General features: G+C 75.6%; 15 protein-coding genes. 13 read left to right on the top strand and 2 right to left on the bottom strand.

Features of this window, described 5'->3' with window-relative positions:
- Positions 1-12: 12 nt before the first annotated feature.
- Positions 13-1449: an LVIVD repeat-containing protein gene (locus tag TPA0908_RS24415; RefSeq protein WP_374709259.1), complete on the bottom strand. Its 1437-nt coding sequence runs from the start codon at positions 1447-1449 to the stop codon at positions 13-15.
- A 153-nt stretch (positions 1450-1602) separates the two neighbouring features.
- On the opposite strand from TPA0908_RS24415, the gene TPA0908_RS24410 reads away from it, so the two are divergent.
- The 5 genes from TPA0908_RS24410 (at position 1603) to TPA0908_RS24390 (ending at position 7610) form a co-directional block, all read left to right on the top strand.
- On the top strand, positions 1603-2298 hold the full coding sequence (locus TPA0908_RS24410; RefSeq protein WP_281941662.1) for a DUF305 domain-containing protein: 696 nt from the start codon (positions 1603-1605) through the stop codon (positions 2296-2298).
- A 40-nt stretch (positions 2299-2338) separates the two neighbouring features.
- Positions 2339-3550 (top strand): sensor histidine kinase, encoded by a 1212-nt coding sequence (locus TPA0908_RS24405; RefSeq protein WP_281941660.1) that lies wholly within the window; start codon positions 2339-2341, stop codon positions 3548-3550.
- On the top strand, positions 3547-4212 hold the full coding sequence (locus tag TPA0908_RS24400) for a response regulator (protein WP_281941658.1): 666 nt from the start codon (positions 3547-3549) through the stop codon (positions 4210-4212). The genes TPA0908_RS24405 and TPA0908_RS24400 overlap by 4 nt, the downstream gene beginning before the upstream one ends.
- A gap of 147 nt (positions 4213-4359) precedes the next feature.
- On the top strand, positions 4360-5124 hold the full coding sequence (locus tag TPA0908_RS24395; protein WP_281941656.1) for an ABC transporter ATP-binding protein: 765 nt from the start codon (positions 4360-4362) through the stop codon (positions 5122-5124).
- Between the two features lie 5 nt (positions 5125-5129).
- Positions 5130-7610: an ABC transporter permease gene (locus TPA0908_RS24390; protein WP_281941653.1), complete on the top strand. Its 2481-nt coding sequence runs from the start codon at positions 5130-5132 to the stop codon at positions 7608-7610.
- A 63-nt stretch (positions 7611-7673) separates the two neighbouring features.
- Here TPA0908_RS24390 and TPA0908_RS24385 read toward each other — a convergent pair whose 3' ends face one another.
- A complete protein-coding gene (locus TPA0908_RS24385) occupies positions 7674-9068 on the bottom strand; it encodes a serine/threonine-protein kinase (protein WP_281941652.1) in 1395 nt (464 codons plus the stop codon).
- A gap of 500 nt (positions 9069-9568) precedes the next feature.
- On the opposite strand from TPA0908_RS24385, the gene TPA0908_RS24380 reads away from it, so the two are divergent.
- The 8 genes from TPA0908_RS24380 (at position 9569) to TPA0908_RS24345 (ending at position 16567) form a co-directional block, all read left to right on the top strand.
- Positions 9569-10186, top strand: coding sequence for an RNA polymerase sigma factor (locus TPA0908_RS24380; RefSeq protein WP_281941650.1), 618 nt, complete (start codon positions 9569-9571; stop codon positions 10184-10186).
- 16 nt (positions 10187-10202) lie between these two features.
- Positions 10203-10973 (top strand): hypothetical protein, encoded by a 771-nt coding sequence (locus TPA0908_RS24375; protein ID WP_281941649.1) that lies wholly within the window; start codon positions 10203-10205, stop codon positions 10971-10973.
- Positions 10974-11132: 159 nt separating this feature from the next.
- A complete protein-coding gene (gene egtA / locus TPA0908_RS24370; RefSeq protein WP_281941646.1) occupies positions 11133-12368 on the top strand; it encodes an ergothioneine biosynthesis glutamate--cysteine ligase EgtA in 1236 nt (411 codons plus the stop codon).
- On the top strand, positions 12365-13693 hold the full coding sequence (gene egtB / locus TPA0908_RS24365) for an ergothioneine biosynthesis protein EgtB (RefSeq protein WP_281941644.1): 1329 nt from the start codon (positions 12365-12367) through the stop codon (positions 13691-13693). The genes egtA and egtB overlap by 4 nt, the downstream gene beginning before the upstream one ends.
- Positions 13694-13702: 9 nt before the next feature.
- Positions 13703-14485, top strand: coding sequence for an ergothioneine biosynthesis protein EgtC (gene egtC / locus TPA0908_RS24360; RefSeq protein ID WP_281941643.1), 783 nt, complete (start codon positions 13703-13705; stop codon positions 14483-14485).
- Positions 14485-15450, top strand: a complete 966-nt coding sequence (egtD, locus tag TPA0908_RS24355; RefSeq protein WP_281941640.1) for an L-histidine N(alpha)-methyltransferase — start codon at positions 14485-14487, stop codon at positions 15448-15450. Before egtC ends, egtD begins: the two co-directional genes overlap by 1 nt.
- Positions 15451-15678: 228 nt before the next feature.
- Positions 15679-16266: a TMEM165/GDT1 family protein gene (locus tag TPA0908_RS24350; protein WP_107162705.1), complete on the top strand. Its 588-nt coding sequence runs from the start codon at positions 15679-15681 to the stop codon at positions 16264-16266.
- 100 nt (positions 16267-16366) lie between these two features.
- Entirely contained in the window at positions 16367-16567 is a 201-nt protein-coding gene (locus TPA0908_RS24345; RefSeq protein ID WP_281941636.1) for a hypothetical protein, read from the top strand.
- Positions 16568-16618 lie beyond the last annotated feature (51 nt).

The following is a 16618-nucleotide window of genomic DNA, read 5'->3' as shown; positions in this document are numbered from 1 at the left end:
GCCGTCGTCAGGTCACCAGCTCAGGTAACCCGCCTGGGTCTGCGCGTTCAACTCGGGCACCAGCAGGAACTGCGCCAGCCAGGTGCGCGGGTCGCGCAGCTCCAGCACGTCCAGTCCCTTCTGGATGTCGCTGGAGTAGATGTGGCCGTTGTACCAGTAGGCCGACCAGGAGCCGCCGGTGCGCAGCTGGGTGGCGTCCAGCGGGCCGCGCTCCCAGTAGGCGATCTCCTTGGGCGTGCGGGAGTCGGTGAAGTCCCACACCGAGATGCCGCCCTGGTACCACGCCTGGACCATGATGTCGCGGCCGGGCACCGGGATCAGCGAGCCGTTGTGCGCCACGCAGTTCTCGGTGTCCGCGTTCACCCGCGGGATCTTGTAGTAGCTGCGGAACACCAGCTTGCGGGCGTCGCCGCGCCCGGTGATGTCGTAGATGGCGTCCGCGCCCCGGTCCGGCCCGACCACCTCGTTGCAGGTGGCCGCGCCGCCGCCGCCCAGCTCGTCGGTGAAGACGACCTTGGTGCCGGCGTTGTTGAACGTGGCCGAGTGCCAGAACGCGAAGTTCTCGGTGTCGGTGACCCGCTCGATGACCCGCGGCGCCTCCCGGTCCTTGATGTCCAGCAGGATGCCGTCGCCCATGCAGGCGCCGGCGGCCAGGTCCTTCGACGGGTACGCGGTGATGTCGTGGCATCCGGTGGTGGCGGACTTCTCACCCGGGATGCCCGGGTAGCCGCCGTCCGGGAAGAGGTTCGGGGTGGCCACCACCGAGGCCGAGGTGGGGTTCTTCACCGGCACCTTGACGATGGAGATGGAGTCGTGCGGCGGCTGGCAGTCGGGGAACTCGGCGCGCGGGCTGTACGACGAGACGTACAGGTAGACGTCGCGCCGGTCCTTGCCCGGCACCAGCGTGTGGGTGTGCGAGCCGCACGCGGTCTCCACCGACTTGATGTAGCGCGGGTTGCGCTTGTCGCGGATGTCGAAGATCTTGATGCCCTCCCAGGACTCCTTGACGGAGGCCGGCTGGGCGGTGCTGGCGCACGAGTCGTCGGTGCGGGACGAGTCGGTGGACAGGAACAGCAGGTCGCCGCTGACCGAGATGTCGTTCTGCGAGCCGGGGCAGAGCACCTGCGCCACGATCGACGGCCGGCTCGGCCGCGACACGTCGTAGATGACGAAGCCGTCGTAGTTGCCGACGAACGCGTACCGGCCCTGGAAGGCGATGTCGGTGCCCAGGGCGGCCGTGGTGTCGAACGGGGCCTGCTTCGGCAGGTTGGCCACCTGGCGCAGGTTGGGGCTGCTGGAGATCTCGTCGACCCCGGGGACGGCGTTGTCCGCGGTGGCCGGCGCCGCCTGGGCGCGGGGGAGTTCCTGGGCGCTGCTCGGCGGCGCGGCGACCACGCCGGCGAGCAGCAGGCCGGCGGCGGCGAGGCTGACGGTCCGGGTACGGGACATGCGGATGTTGATCATCGGCAACACCCTTCGAAAGGGGATGATGATTCGCCACACCTTACCGATCGGCGACCGTCATCAATGTGACGCCGGTCACATCGAGGAACTTTACGCTCTGGATAGGATCGCTGTCACCTCGACCGGAGGGAGAGTCGTATGACCGGCCGGCAGGCACGCGTGTGGCTTCCCGTCACAGCGCTGGTGGCGCTCCTGGTGCTCGGCGGCCTGGCGCTGGCCGGGCGCGGCGACAGCCGTCCGGCGGCGGCGCGGCTCAGCCCGGCCGCCACCGCCCCGACCACGCCGGCCGCGACCGGCTCGGCGCCGCCGGTGCTGGTGCCGGGACGCCCGGGGGAGCCGGCCGCCACCCGCGACGGCGGGCAGGTCCGCAACGCGGCGCCGCGCTTCAACAGCCTCGACGTCTGGTACGTCCGGATGATGATCCCGCACCACGAGCAGGCGCTGGAGATGGCGACGCTCGCCCCCGACCGGGCCGCCGACCCCCGGATCCGCGCCGTCGCCGACCGGATCCGGGCCGCCCAGGGGCCGGAGGTCGGTGTGCTGCGGGCCTGGCTCAGCACCCGCGACCTGCCCGCCGAGGTCGCCGGACACGATCACGCCACCATGCGCGGGATGCAGTCCACCGAGGCGGTGCGGCAGCTCGCCGCCGCCCGGGGCGCGGCGTTCGACCGCCTCTTCGTGCAGATGATGACCGCCCACCACCAGGGCGCGGTGGTGATGTCCACCGACCTGCTCAAGGTCGGCGCGGACCAGGCCATGCAGGAGTTCGCCAACGCGGTGGCCGTCGAGCAGTCCGCCGAGATCACCCGCATGCGGGCCCTCCTCACCCGCTGACCGGGCCCGGGCAGCACGCCCGGCCCGCCCCGTACGCTGGGTGACCGTGGACCGCCTGATCCTCGGCCGCCCGGTGCGCGGCGTCGCGTTCGACGCCGCCGTCTCCGGGCTGGTCGTCGTGTTCGCCGTGCTCGGCCTCCTGGCCGAGCAGGGCGGCCTGCCGGCGTTCGCGGTCGGCGTGGCGATGGCGGCGGCGTTGTTCTTCCGACGCACCCACCCGTCCGCGGTCGCCGTCGTGGTGGCCGCGCTCGCGCTGGCCCAGGTGATCGTCGGCTGGGGGCCGCTGGGCTACGACATCGGCGTGCTGATCGCGCTCTACAGCGTGGTCAAGTACGCCGACCGGTCCGCCGACGGCATCCTGGCCGGGATCGGCGCCGCGATCGGCGTGCTGCTCTCCGCGCTCTCCTGGCCCGGACCGTCGCCCTGGTGGGCGGGCGCGCTCTACTACGGCCTGGTCACCGGCGCGGTCTGGCTGGTCGGGCTGAACGTCCGCACCCGGCGGCTCTACGTGCTCAGCCTGGAGGAGCGCGCCGCGACGGCCGAACGCGAGCGGGAGGCCGAGTCACGGGCCGCGGTGGCCGAGGAACGCACCCGGATCGCCCGCGAGCTGCACGACGTGGTCGCGCACAGCATGGCCGTCATGATCGTGCAGGCGGACGGCGTGCGGTTCACGCTGGACCGGGACCCGGCGACCGCGCGCGAGGCGGCCAAGGTGGTGGCGGACACCGGCCGGCAGGCGCTGGAGGAGATGCGGCGGCTGGTCGGCGTACTCCGGGAACCCAGCCGGCCGGAGCCGGCCGCGATGGCCGACGAGCCGGCGCACCGGCGTCCCGCGCTCGTCGAGCTGCCCGCGTTGCTCGACCGGTTCCGCGCCGCCGGGCTGCGGATCGACCGCGGCGGCGCCGGCACGCCGGTGGCGTTGCCGCCCGGCCTGGAGCTGACCGTCTACCGGGTGGTGCAGGAGAGCCTGACCAACGCGCTCAAGCACGCCGGCGTGGGCGCGTCGGTCGAGCTGACGCTCGACTGGGCCGCCGACGCCGTCGCGGTCCGGGCCGTCGACGACGGGCGCGGTCGCCCGGTGGTCCGGCCGGCGCCGTCCGGCGGGCACGGCCTGGTCGGCATGCGGGAACGGGTCGGGGTGTACGACGGCAGCCTCGCCGCCGGCCCCACGCTGGCCGGCGGATGGCGGGTGGAGGTCCGGCTGCCGTTGCCCGCGGCGACCGGCGCCGAGGAAGGGAGCGCGGCGGCATGACCGTGCGGGTGATGATCGTCGACGACCAGGCGCTGGTGCGCGCCGGCTTCCGGATGGTGCTCGACTCCCAACCGGACCTGGCGGTGGTCGGCGAGGCCATCGACGGCGCGGACGCGCTGCGGGTGCTGGACCGGGTCGAGGTCGACGTGGTGGTGATGGACCTGCGCATGCCCACCATGGACGGGGTGGAGGCGACCCGCCGGATCTGCGCCCGGTCGGCCGCACGCCGGCCGCGCGTGCTGGCGCTCACCACGTTCGACACCGAGGCGGACGCGTTCGCCGCGCTGCGCGCCGGGGCGAGCGGCTTCCTGCTCAAGAACGTGCCCCCGGAGGAGCTGCTGGCCGCGATCCGGGTGGTCGCCGAGGGCGACTCGGTGGTGGCGCCGTCGATCACCCGGCGGCTGCTCGACCGGTTCGCCGGGCAGCTCGGCGCGGCCCCGGCCGAGGACCCGCGGCTGGCCCAGCTCACCGAGCGGGAACGGGAGGTGCTGCTGCTCGTGGCGCAGGGGCTGTCCAACGCCGAGATCGCCGCCCGGGTGCACGTCGCGGAGGCGACCGTGAAGACCCACGTGGGCCGCATCCTGGCCAAGCTCCAGCTCCGCGACCGGGTGCAGGCCGTCGTGCTGGCGTACGAGAGCGGGCTGGTCACGCCCGGCGGTTGACCCGGCGTACGCCTCGGGGCGTACCGGCGCGACCGGGCGGCGCGACCGGAGGCGTACGCGGGTCGAGCGCGCCGGTGGAGATCACCGCCGGGGTGCCGGCCATAGCGTCGGAAGGGTCACCAGACCGCGTCCGACAGGAGCACCACGTTGCCCGCAACCCCGACCACAGGCGTCGCGCTCGCCGCCCGTGACCTGCGCAAGGAGTACGGCGTCGGGCAGTCCCGCGTCGTCGCGCTGGACGGCGTCGACCTCGACCTGGCCGCCGCCCGGTTCACCGCCGTGATGGGTCCCTCCGGCTCCGGCAAGTCCACGCTGCTGCACTGCCTCGCCGGCCTGGACCGGCCGTCGAGCGGCACGGTCCGCATCGGCGAGGCGGAGCTGTCCCGGCTCGACGACCGTCGGCTCACCCGGCTGCGCCGGGACCGGATCGGCTTCGTCTTCCAGCGGTTCAACCTGCTGCCCACGCTGACCGCCGAGGAGAACGTCGTGCTGCCGCTGGCCATCGCCGGCCGGCGGCCCGACCCGGCCTGGCTGCGGCAGGTGGTGGCCGCGGTCGGACTGGCCGACCGCCTCGGTCACCGGCCGGCCGAGCTCAGCGGCGGCCAGCAGCAGCGGGTCGCGGTGGCCCGGGCGCTGATCACCCGCCCCTGGGTGATCTTCGCCGACGAGCCGACCGGGAACCTCGACTCGCGCGCCGGCGCCGAGGTGCTGCGGCTGCTGCGCGAGGCGGTGGACACGCTCGGCCGAACCGTCGTCATGGTCACCCACGACCCGGCCGCCGCGGCGTACGCCGACCGGGTGGTCTTCCTGGCCGACGGCCGGCTCGTCGACGAACTGCACCGGCCGACCACCGGCCAGGTCCGCGACGTGCTCAACCGGCTCGACCGGGCCGTGACCCCGGTGGGGCGGTGAGCGGGATGCTGCGCCTGACCCTGCGCCAGGTACGCGCCGAGGGCCTGCGCCTGCTGCTCTCCTCGCTGGCCATCGTGCTCGGCGTCGCGTTCGTCGCCGGCACGCTCATGCTCACCGACGGCATGCGGACCGGCGCGTACGAGCGGGCCGGCGCGTTCGACAGGCACACCGACCTGGCCGCGTACGCCGGCTCCCGGCCGCTGTCACCGGCCCTGGTCGACCGGGTCCGCGCGGTCGACGGGGTGGCCGCCGCCGCGGGGGAGCTGACCGGCACCGCCGGCGTGGTCGGCGCGGCCGGCCGGCCCGTGCTCGGGTACGCGGTCCTCGCCGCGATCCCCACCGAACCGGCCCTCCAGTCGTACGACGTGGTCGCCGGGCGGTTGCCGCAGCGCGCGGGCGAGCTGGTGCTCGACGAGCGGACCGTCGCCCGGCAGCGGTTCGTGCTCGGCGCACCGGTCTCGGTCGGCGGCGCGGGCGGCGCGGCCCGCCCGTACACGCTCGTCGGCGCCGTCGACGTGGCCGGCACCAACCGCGACGTCGGCGGCCCGTTCATCGGCCTGACCGGCGCGGACGCCCTCGCGGTCGACGGCGGGCGCGGATACGGGCGGATCATGGTGGCCGCCCGGCCCGGGGTGGACCCGGCGGCGCTCGCCGACCGGGTCCGGGCGGTGGTGGGGCCGGGCGTGCCGGTCCGGGACCACGCGGCCGTGCTCGACGCGGCGGTCGCCGACGCGGTGCGCGACCTGCGGCAGTTCGAGCTGCTGCTGGGCACGTTCGCGGCGGTGGCGGTGGTGGTGGCCGGCTTCGTGATCGCCAACACCTTCGCCATCGTGCTCGCCCAACGCTCCCGGCGGACCGCGCTGCTCCGGCTGGTCGGCGCGACCCGGGGGCAGGTCTATCGGGCCACGCTGGCCGAGGCGGCGCTGACCGGGCTGTTCGCCTCCGTGCTCGGCGTGCTGGCCGGCACGGCGCTGTCCGCCGGGTTGGGCGCGTTGCTGGGCGGCACCGGGGCGCCGGTGGCCGACGGGATCACCGTGACGGCCCGTACGGTGCTGCTCTCGCTCGGGTCGGGCGTGCTGCTCACCGTGCTGGCCGCGGCGCTGCCGGCCTGGCAGGGCACCCGGGTCGCGCCGGTGGCCGCGTTGACCGACGCGGCGACCCGGCCGGCCCGCCCGGCCGGCCGGGTCCGCCTCGCGGTCGGGGCGCTGGTTCTCGCCGCCGGTGTCGCGGCGCTGCTCGGCGCCGGGACCACCGGGCAGGTGCCGCTGGTGGCGGCCGGTGGACTGCTGGCCTTCGGCGGCATCGTGGCGTTCGGTCCGGTCCTGGTGCCGGCGCTGGTCCGGGTGCTGGGCGTGCCGCTGGGCGCGCTGTTCGGCGTCCCGGCGACGCTGGCCGTGGCGAACGCGGTGCGCAACCCGCGCCGGGTGGCGGCCACCGCCACGGCCATGGTGATCGGGATCGGGCTGGTCTCGTCGTTCGTGGTCGGCGCCGGCAGCGTCAAGGCCGGCATCGAACGCGCGGTGGACGCCCGGGTCGGGGTGGACTTCCTGGTCACCGGCATCGGTGGGGAACTGCCGGCCCGGCTCGTCGACGAGCTGGCCGCCCGGCCGGAGCTGGGCGTGGTGCACGAGCAGCGCAGCCGGGTGACCGACGGCGTCGAGGTGCGGGCCGCGCACCCGGCGCTGGTCCGCCGGACGCTGTCCGCCGTGGACGCCGGCGACCCGGGCGCGTTCGGGCCGGGTTCGGTGCTGGTGCACCGCGAGCTGGCCGCCGCCCGGGGCTGGACGGTCGGCGCGACGGTCACCGTCGCCGGCCGGCCGTTCCGGGTCGCCGCCGTGGTGGCGGACGACCGGCCGGCGACGGCCGGCGGCCGGGTGCCGACGGGGTACGCGGTAGAGCTGGTGGACGCCGACTTCGGCCGCCTCTTCCCCGCCGAACGCGGCTACCTCGCCGAGATCGACCCGGCGGACGGGGTGAGCCCGGACGTCGCCCGGTCCGCCGTCGAGTCGGTGGTCACCCGCTACCCGACGGTCAACGTGCTGGACCAGGCCGCCTACAAGCGGATGCTCACCGGCACCGTCGACCTGGTGCTGGGCTTCGTCACGGTGCTGCTCGGCCTGGCGGTGGTCATCTCGCTGGTGGGGGTCGCCAACACGCTGAGCCTGTCGGTGGTGGAGCGGACCCGGGAGACCGCCGTGCTGCGCGCGGTCGGCCTGAGCCGCGCCGGGATGCGGGCGGCGCTCGCGGTCGAGGCGGTGCTCACCGCGCTGGTCGGCACCGTGCTCGGCGTCGCGCTGGGCATCGCCGTCGCGGCGGGCGCGATGGCGGTGGTGGCCCGCGTCGGTGGCGACTTCACCGTGGTGCTGCCGTGGGGGCGGCTCGGAATGATCGTGGCGGTGGCGGTGCTGGCCGCGCTGCTCGCCTCCGTCCTGCCGGCCCGGCGCGCGCTGGCCCGGCCGGTGGTGGCGGCGCTCGGCGCGGACTGACCCGGCGCCCGGCGAGCCGGTCGGCCGTCAGCGACGGGACCGGCTCGCCGGAACGGTGGTGGCTCAGCGGCCGGCGGCCGGCTGACCGCCCGCGTCACCGCCGCCGTCGCCGCCGGCCGGGGCGGTCGTGGTGGTGGTGGTCTCGGTCGGCGCGGTGGTCTCGACCGGGGGCGCGCTGGTGGTCGGCGCGGTGCTCGGCGCGGTCGGCGCCGTCGACGGCACGCGCGACGGGCTCGGCTCGACCGACGCGCTGGGCGAGGCGCTCGGCGTCGCCGAGGCCGAGGCCGAGGGCCGCTCGTTCGGACCGACCGGGCGGTAGGTGTAGTCCTCGTCGTCCGCCGAGGGCCCCCCGGTGACCGCGGTGTCCGCGACCGAGTTGCTCGGCGCCACCGCCGGGCGGGTGGAGTCGATCCGGGTGGCCGGCGCGTCCGCTTCCCGGGCGGCGGCCAGCAGCGCGCCGAGGGCGGTCACCGCCACCAGCACCGCGCCCGCCGCACCGACCAGCGCACCGCGCCGGCCGGGGCGGCGCGGCGGCGCGACCACGGCCGCCGGCCGGGCCACCGGCTGCTCGTCGCGGGTGTGCCCGGGCCCGGCCGCGCCGCGCAGCGCCGTCACGGTCGCGGTGGGCGAGTCGGTACGCGCCGCCCGGGCCGCGTCGGCCATCGCCGCGGCGCTCGGGTAGCGGTCGGCGGGGTCCTTCGCCAGGGCCCGGGCCACCAGCTCGCGGACCGGTGCCGGGATCTCCGCCGGCAGCTCCGGCGGCTCGTCGTCGAGGTGGCGCACGGCGACCTGGAGCGGGTTGTCGCCGGTGAACGGCGGGCTGCCGGTCAGGCAGCAGTACGCCACCGCGCCGAGCGCGTAGACGTCCGTGGCGCCGGTGACCGGCCGGCCGGCGGCCTGCTCGGGCGCCATGTAGAGGGCGGTGCCGGGCACCGCGTTGGTGCTGGTGATGCTGGTGACGTTGGTGGACCGGGCCACGCCGAAGTCGACCAGGACCACGGTGCCGTCGTCCTGCACGAGCAGGTTGCTCGGCTTGACGTCGCGGTGGACGATGCCCCGCCCGTGCGCCCCGTGCAGCGCCTGCGCCGTCTGGGCCACGATCGACATCGTCTCGGCGACCTCGAGGTGGCCGGCATCCTCGATCCGTCGGGACAGCGGCTCGCCGGCGACGAACTCCATGACCAGGTAGTCGGCCCGGCTGCCGTCGGGCAGCTCGTCCTCGCCGCAGTCGAAGACCTGCACCACGCCGGGGTGGCGCAGCGACGCCATGATCCGCGCCTCGGAGCGGAACCGGGCGATGAAGTCCGGGTCGCGGACCAGGGCGGGAAGCAGCACCTTGACGGCCACCTGGCGGCCGAGCACCAGGTCCTTGGCCCGCCAGACGTCGCCCATGCCGCCGGTGGCGACACGGTCTTCCAGGCGGTACCGACCGCTGAGTACGACGTCGGAGGAGAGCATCCCCATACCGTACCCACAGCGGCCGCGGAGTATTTCCGGCGATCTCTCCTGCTGCCGACGGCGAGCGGCTGCGCCCCGGTCGGCCGAACGGTCGAGGGCACGACGGCGGTGGGCTGACCGTGACCGGCCGGGTACGATCGGCCAGAAAATGCCGGTCTCCCGGCGGCTGTCCGCTTCCCGCGCGGGAGCAGCGACTCGACGGTGGCCTTCGTTACACCGACACGCCGTACTCGCCGGTAGACATTTCTCTCGGTTTTTCAGCCGTCCGGGCCATGCCACCCGCCCGGTCGCGCTCCCGACGTCGGCCCGGCTCCCGGTCGCCCCGCGACGCCGGTACGGTATGTCCCGCCGCCGGGCGTGCCGGGCGGCGTTGTCAAGCGTGCGTCCCGGGCTCGGCCCGGCGTCGATCAGTTCAGCGGGGGGCCGGGGGTGCGGATGGCGGTGTGGTCTCCCGCGTCGACGGACGCCCGACCCGCGATCGCGGGGTCCGGGCGGCGACCGTGACCAGAGAGCTGAACGAGGCGGTCACCGCGGCCCAGGCCGGTGACGAGGAGGCGTTCCGCTTCCTCTACCGCAGCCTGCAACCGGCCCTGCTGCGGTACCTGACCACGCTGGTGGGGGGCGACGCCGAGGACGTCGCCTCGGAGACCTGGCTGCAGATCTCCCGGGACCTGCCCTCGTTCACCGGCGGCGAGTTCCGCGCCTGGTCGGTCACCATCGCCCGGAACCGGGCCATGGACCACCTGCGGCGGCAACGGCGTCGGCCGGTGGTCCCGGTGCCCGTGCAGGCCCTCAACGACCTGGCCGGGGACGCCGACACCGCCGACCGGGCCGGCGAGGCCCTCGGCACCGAGAGCGCGCTGGCGCTGATCCGCACGCTGCCACCGGCCGAGGCCGAGGCGGTGATGCTGCGGGCTGTCATCGGGCTCGACGCGGAGACCGCCGGGCGGGTGCTGGGCCGGCGGGCCGGCGCGGTGCGCACGGCGGCGCACCGCGGGCTGCGCCGGCTGGCCGCGCTGCTGGAGCGCGCCGCGCCGGAGGACGTGCCGGGCGCGGTCCGGCCCCGTACCGACAGCCAGGCGCCGCACGCGTCCGAGGCCGAGCCGGCGGAGGGCTGACGTGAGGGGAGACGGCATGGGACCTCACCGGTCCGACGGGCCCGCCGATCGGGCGGAGTCCGACCGGCTGCTCGACGCCGCGCACGCCGTGCCGCCGGCCGACGCCGACCCGCTGACCCGGCTGCTCGCCGCCGCGGCGGCCCCGGCCACCGCGGGGGAACTCGACGGCGAGGAACGGGCGCTCGCCGCCTTCCGGGCCGCCCGGGCCGCGCCGGCGGTCGCCGCGCCGGTTCCGGCGTCCCGTCCGCGTCGTCGGCTCCGCGTCGCCGCCGCGCTGTCCGGGCTCGCCGCCACCGCGGTCGCCGGGGTGGCGTTCGCCGCCGTGCGGCTGGACCGGAGCCCGCAACCGGTGGTTCCGCCGGCCCCGACCACGGCGGGCCCCGCCCCGACCGCCGCCGGTCCGTCGCGGTCGACCCCCGCCGGTCCGTCCGGTGCGGCCTCCGGTGCGGCCTCGTCGCCCGGGACGCCGTCCGGGAGCCGGCCCGCCGTGCCGCCGTCGGTCGGCGGCGCGCTCGTCGGTCACTGCCGCGCCTACCTCGCCAAGTCGGAGCCGCAGCGCGCCCGGGCCCTCACCACGCCGGGCTTCGCCGACCTGGTGGCCGCCGCCGGCGGGCCCGACCGGGTGGAGAGCTACTGCCGGACCCTGGTGCCGGCGGCGTCCCCGAAGACGCCGGCGGGGAAGTCGTCCCCGAAGGCCCCGAAGACGCCGGCCGATCCGTCGTCGAAGAAGCCGGCGGACGACGCGCGGAAGCCCGGGCCGGGCGGCCAGGACGACGACGAGGACTGAGCCGGCCGGCGCAATCAGATTCCGGACAAAAATTCATCTCTCCGGGCGCGCGAATTCCGTCTGCTAGACAGAGGATGGGGAAGGCGCGGGCCCCGTGCCGGACCGGCCGGGCCCAGGGCGACGGTGTGTCGCCCGTCCCCGGGGAGAGGAGCCGCCTCAATGGTGATGTCGCCGGAGCTGGATCGTGCCACCGTCCTGGGGGACGAGGCCGCGGCGCGCGGGCACCTGGCCCGGATCTGCTTCAAGACCGGCCCACCCACACTCACCGGCGTCGAACTGGAATGGACCGTGCACGACGCCGCGGACCCGACCCGACCGGTCGACCGTGAGCGACTGCGCGCAGCGTTGGGACGGCACAGCCCCGTCACCCTCGACCCCACCAGCCCGACCGACGAGCTCCGGCGCGGCGGCACCGTGACCGTGGAGCCCGGCGGGCAGGTGGAGATCTCCACCCCGCCGCGACCGTCGGTCGCCGCGCTCGTCTCGGCCACCGAGGCCGACATCACGCAGCTACGCACCCGGCTGGACGCCGCCGGCCTCGTGCTGGGCCGTACCGGCATGGACCCGTGGCGTCCGCCCCGACCGGCCGTGGAGACCGCCCGCTACCGCGCCATGCGGGACGTCTTCGACAGGCGTGGCCCGGCCGGGCGGGCGATGATGTACAGCACGGCCGGGCTCCAGGTCTGCCTGGACGCCGGCGAGCCCGACCAGGTCGCCCAGCGCTGGGCCGCCGCGCACGCCGTCGGGCCGCCGCTGCTGGCCGCGTTCGCCACCGCCGACCGGCACGCCGGCCGGCCCACCGGTTGGGCGTCCGCGCGGATGGCCGCCTGGCTGGCGATCGATCCGGCGCGTACCCGTCCGGTCTGGTCGCCGGCCGATGCCGACCGCGACCCGGTGGCGGCCTGGACCGACTACGCGCTCGCCGCGCCGCTGCTGTGCGTCCGCGGCGACGGACCGGACTGGACCCCGCCGGCGGACGTGACCTTCACCGACTGGCTGGCCGGCGCGCTGCCCCGCCCACCCACCACCGACGACCTGGAATACCACGTCAGCACGCTCTTCCCGCCGGTACGCCCACGCGGCTACCTGGAACTGCGCTACCTGGACGCCCAGCCGGGCCGGGCCTGGACGGTGCCGCTGGCGGTGCTGGCGGCGCTGTTCGCCGACCGGACGACCACGGGCGACGCGCTCGCCGCGGCCGGTCCGGTCGCCGACCGGTGGCACGACGCGGCCCGGCACGGGCTGGCCGACCCCGCGCTGGCCACCGCCGCGGCGGCCCTGTTCGACCTGGCCCTGGCCGCCCTGCCGGCGCTGGACCTGCCGGCCGGCCTGTACGACGAGACGCACCGAGCGATCCGGCGGCGGCGCGCCGCCGCGGAGAGGGGACAGCGGTGACCACGACCGAGCGACCGGGCACGGACGCCGAGCGGCTGCGCGACCGGATCGCGGCCGAGCTGGAGCGCACCCGGGCCCGCACCGCGCTGCTGACCGACGCGGTGGACGACGACGACCTGGTCCGGCAGCACTCCACCCTGATGTCGCCGCTGGTCTGGGACCTGGCGCACGTCGGCAACCAGGAGGAGTTGTGGCTGGTCCGCGACGTCGGCGGGCGCGAGCCGGTGCGCCGCGACATCGACGACCTCTACGACGCGTTCAAGCAACCCCGCAAGGACCGGCCGGCGCTGCCGCTGCTGCCCCCGGCCGAGGCCCGCGCGTACGTGCGGACGGTCCGGGACAAGGTGTACGACCTGCTGGACGGCATCCGGTTCACCGACCGCCGGCTGGTCGAGGACGGCTTCGCGTTCGGCATGATCGTGCAGCACGAGCAGCAGCACGACGAGACGATGCTCGCCACCCACCAACTGCGCGCCGGCGCCCCGGTGCTGGACGCGCCACCGCCGCCGGAACCCCGGGTCGACGTCGGCGGCGAGGTGCTGGTGCCGGCCGGGCCGTTCACCATGGGCACCTCCACCGACCCGTGGGCGCTGGACAACGAGCGTCCGGCGCACACCGTCGACCTGCCCGCGTACCGCATCGACGCGACGCCGGTGACCAACGGGCAGTACCGCGCGTTCATCGCCGACGGCGGGTACGACCAGCCGCGCTGGTGGAGCGGGGCCGGCTGGCAACACCGGGTCGAGGCCGGGCTGAGCGCGCCGCTGCACTGGCGGCGCGACGGCGACGGCTGGGCGTACCGCCGGTTCGGCCGCTGGTCCGCGGTGCGCGACGACGAGCCGGTGGTGCACGTCTGCTGGTACGAGGCGCAGGCGTACGCGGCGTGGGCCGGCAAGCGGCTGCCCACCGAGGCGGAGTGGGAGAAGGCGGCCCGGTGGGACCCGGCGACCGGCCGTTCCCGCCGCTACCCGTGGGGCGACGAGGACCCGGGGACCGCGCACGCCAACCTGGGCCAGCGGCACCTGTGGCCGGCGCCGGTGGGCGCCTACCCGGACGGCGCGTCGCCGCTGGGCGTGCACCAGCTCGTCGGCGACGTCTGGGAGTGGACCGCCAGCACGTTCCGGGGGCACCCCGGCTTCACCGCGTTCCCGTACCGGGAGTACTCGGAGGTCTTCTTCGGCGACGACCACCGGGTGCTGCGCGGCGGCTCGTTCGGCACCGACCGGTCGGCGTGCCGGGGCACGTTCCGCAACTGGGACTACCCGATCCGGCGGCAGATCTTCAGCGGGTTCCGCTGCGCCCGCGACGCCGGCGACGGGGAGTGAACCGGCCGGATGTGCCGTCACCTCGCGTACCTCGGCCCACCGGTCACCCTGCGGAGCCTGCTGTTCGACCCGCCGTACGGGCTGCTGCGGCAGTCCTGGGCGCCGCGTGACATGCGCGGCGGCGGCACCATCAACGCCGACGGCTTCGGCGTCGGCTGGTACCCGGACGGCGCCGATCCGGTCCGCTACCGGCGGGCCCAGCCGATGTGGAGTGACACGACGCTGCCGGAGCTGGCGGCCGTGACGTCCGCCGGGGCGGTGCTGGCCGCCGTCCGCTCGGCCACGGTCGGCATGCCGCTGCACGAGACCGCCGCCGCGCCGTTCGCCGAGGGGCGCTGGCTGTTCAGCCACAACGGCGTGGTCCGGGGCTGGCCGGACAGTCTCGTCCCGCTCGCCGCCGGGCTGCCGGTGCGGGACCTGCTCACGCTGGACGTGCCGACCGACTCGGCGGTGCTCTGGGCGCTGGTCCGGCATCGGCTGCGGGCCGGCGCGGCGCTCGGCGACGCGGTGGCCGACACCGTCGCCGCGGTGGCCGCCGCGGCGCCCGGCTCGCGGCTGAACCTGTTGCTCACCGACGGCGTCACGGTCGCGGCGACGGTGGCCGGGCACGCGCTGTCGGTGCGGCGCGGCCCGGGTTCGGTGCTGCTGGCCTCCGAACCGTTCGACGACGATCCCGGCTGGCAGGCGGTGCCGGACGGGCGGCTGGTGCTGGCCACCGCGGCCGGGCTGGACATCCGCGAGCTGGCCCCGACCGGGGCCGGCTCATCCACCGATGGCAGAGAGGACACCTGATGGGCGCGGAGCCACTGGAGATCCACCTGGAGGAGCAGGACCTCGACCGGGCGCTGCGGGAGGACGTCCGGGTCGGGTTGACCGCGTCGCCGAAGTGGCTGCCGCCGAAGTGGTTCTACGACGCCCGGGGCAGCGAGCTGTTCGAGGAGATCACCCGCCTGCCGGAGTACTACCCGACCCGGGCCGAGCGGGCGGTGCTGGCCGCGCACGCGGCCGACGTCGCGGCGCTGACCGGCGCGAAGACGCTGATCGAGCTGGGTTCCGGCTCGTCGGAGAAGACCCGGCTGCTGCTGGACGCGTTCACCCGGCACGGCGACCTGGGCACGTTCGTGCCGCTGGACGTCTCGGTCAGCGCGTTGCGCGGGTCCACCGAGCAGATCGCCGCCGCGTACCCGGGGCTGCGGGTGCGGGGCATCGTCGGCGACTTCACCCGGCACCTGGACCGGCTGCCCACCGGCGGCCGACGCCTGGTCGCGTTCCTCGGCGGCACGATCGGCAACCTGCTGCCGGGGGAGCGGGCCGGGTTCCTCACCGCCATGCGCGCCGCGCTGGAGGTCGGGGACTGGCTGCTGATCGGCACCGACCTGGTGAAGGACCCGGGCGTCATCGTCCCGGCCTACGACGACGCCGCCGGCGTGACCGCCGAGTTCAACCGCAACGTGCTGCGGGTGATCAACCGGGAGTTGGGCGCGGACTTCGACGTCGCCGCGTTCCGCCACGTGGCGGTCTGGGACCCGGACCGGGAGTGGATCGAGATGCGGCTGCGCGCCGAGCGTCCGACCCGGGTGCGGGTGCTGGATCTCGACCTCGCGTTCGCCGCCGGGGAGGAGCTGCGCACCGAGGTCTCGGCCAAGTTCCGGCCGGCGGGCGTCGCCGCCGAGCTGGACCGCGCCGGGTTCGCGCGGCAGGCGTTCTGGACCGACCCGGACGGGTTGTTCGGGGTGAGCCTGGCCCGGGCCGAGTGACGGCCGGCGCGACCCCGGTCACACCCGACGACCGGGGTCGACGGTGATCGGCTAGGCTGGTCGGCGCGAAGGGGAGTAGCCCCCAATGTCGTGGTCGACACACTGGTGCGTTCCGCATCCGGCCACGCGGCCCCGGTCCCCGGGGCGGGCGAGACCTTCGACTCAGGCTGTCGCAGCCGGGTCGAGGGCGTCCCTGTCTCTCCTCCCGGCTTGATCGGGAAGGTTCACATGGAGGGTTTCCTCGTCGCGCTGGTGGTCAGCTTCGGCGTCATCTTCGTCGCCGAGCTGGGCGACAAGTCCCAGCTCATGGCGCTGACGTTCGCCACGCGCTTCCGACCGCTGCCGGTGCTCATCGGCATCACCATCGCCACCGCGATCGTCCACCTGGCCTCGGTGGCCATCGGCGTCGGCCTCAACAGCGTGCTGCCCACGGGCTGGATCTCACTCATCGCCGGTCTGGCGTTCCTCGGCTTCGGCGCCTGGACGCTGCGCGGCGACAAGCTCACCGAGGAGGAGAAGCGGAAGGCCGAACGCAGCACCAAGTCGGCGATCATCGCGGTCGGCGTGGCGTTCTTCCTGGCCGAGCTGGGCGACAAGACGATGCTCGCGACCATCACGCTGGCCACCAAGTACGGCTGGTTCGGCACCTGGCTCGGCTCCACGCTCGGCATGGTCGCGGCGGACGCGCTGGCGATCCTGGTGGGCCGGATGCTCGGCCGGCACCTGCCGGAACGGACCATCCGGTACGGCGCGGCCGTGCTGTTCGCCATCTGCGGTCTCTGGCTCGTCTTCGAGGCGGTCCGGGAGCTGACCTGAGCGGCGCTCGGATGATCAGGGACCGGCGCGGTGGGTAAGTGTCCTGGCGGTGGTGTCACGGCACCGCCGCCAGGATTCGGACGACCGGGAGGTTCCGCGCATGAGCAGGCACGATGAGCCCAACGAGTACGGCTTCGCCGGGGGCGCCACGGCGCCGGAACCACCTCCCGGTGGTCGCGCGGACGAGCAGGACCGCGCCGAGCGGGTCGCGGTGCCGGGTGACGACCTCACCGAGCCGTTCGCCGACGCGCTGGAGGAGACCGAGGACGGCGCCGACCGTCGCGCCGAGCGCCACGGCTGAGCCCCGTCCCGCGCCGGCCGTCGCCCCGACCGGGGGCGGCGGCCGGCGCGT

The organism is Micromonospora sp. AKA38 (genome assembly GCF_027925725.1).
Classification (GTDB): Bacteria; Actinomycetota; Actinomycetes; order Mycobacteriales; family Micromonosporaceae; genus Micromonospora.
Note: the sequence above shows the minus strand (reverse complement) of the source record. Positions and strands in the feature narration are given on the sequence as shown.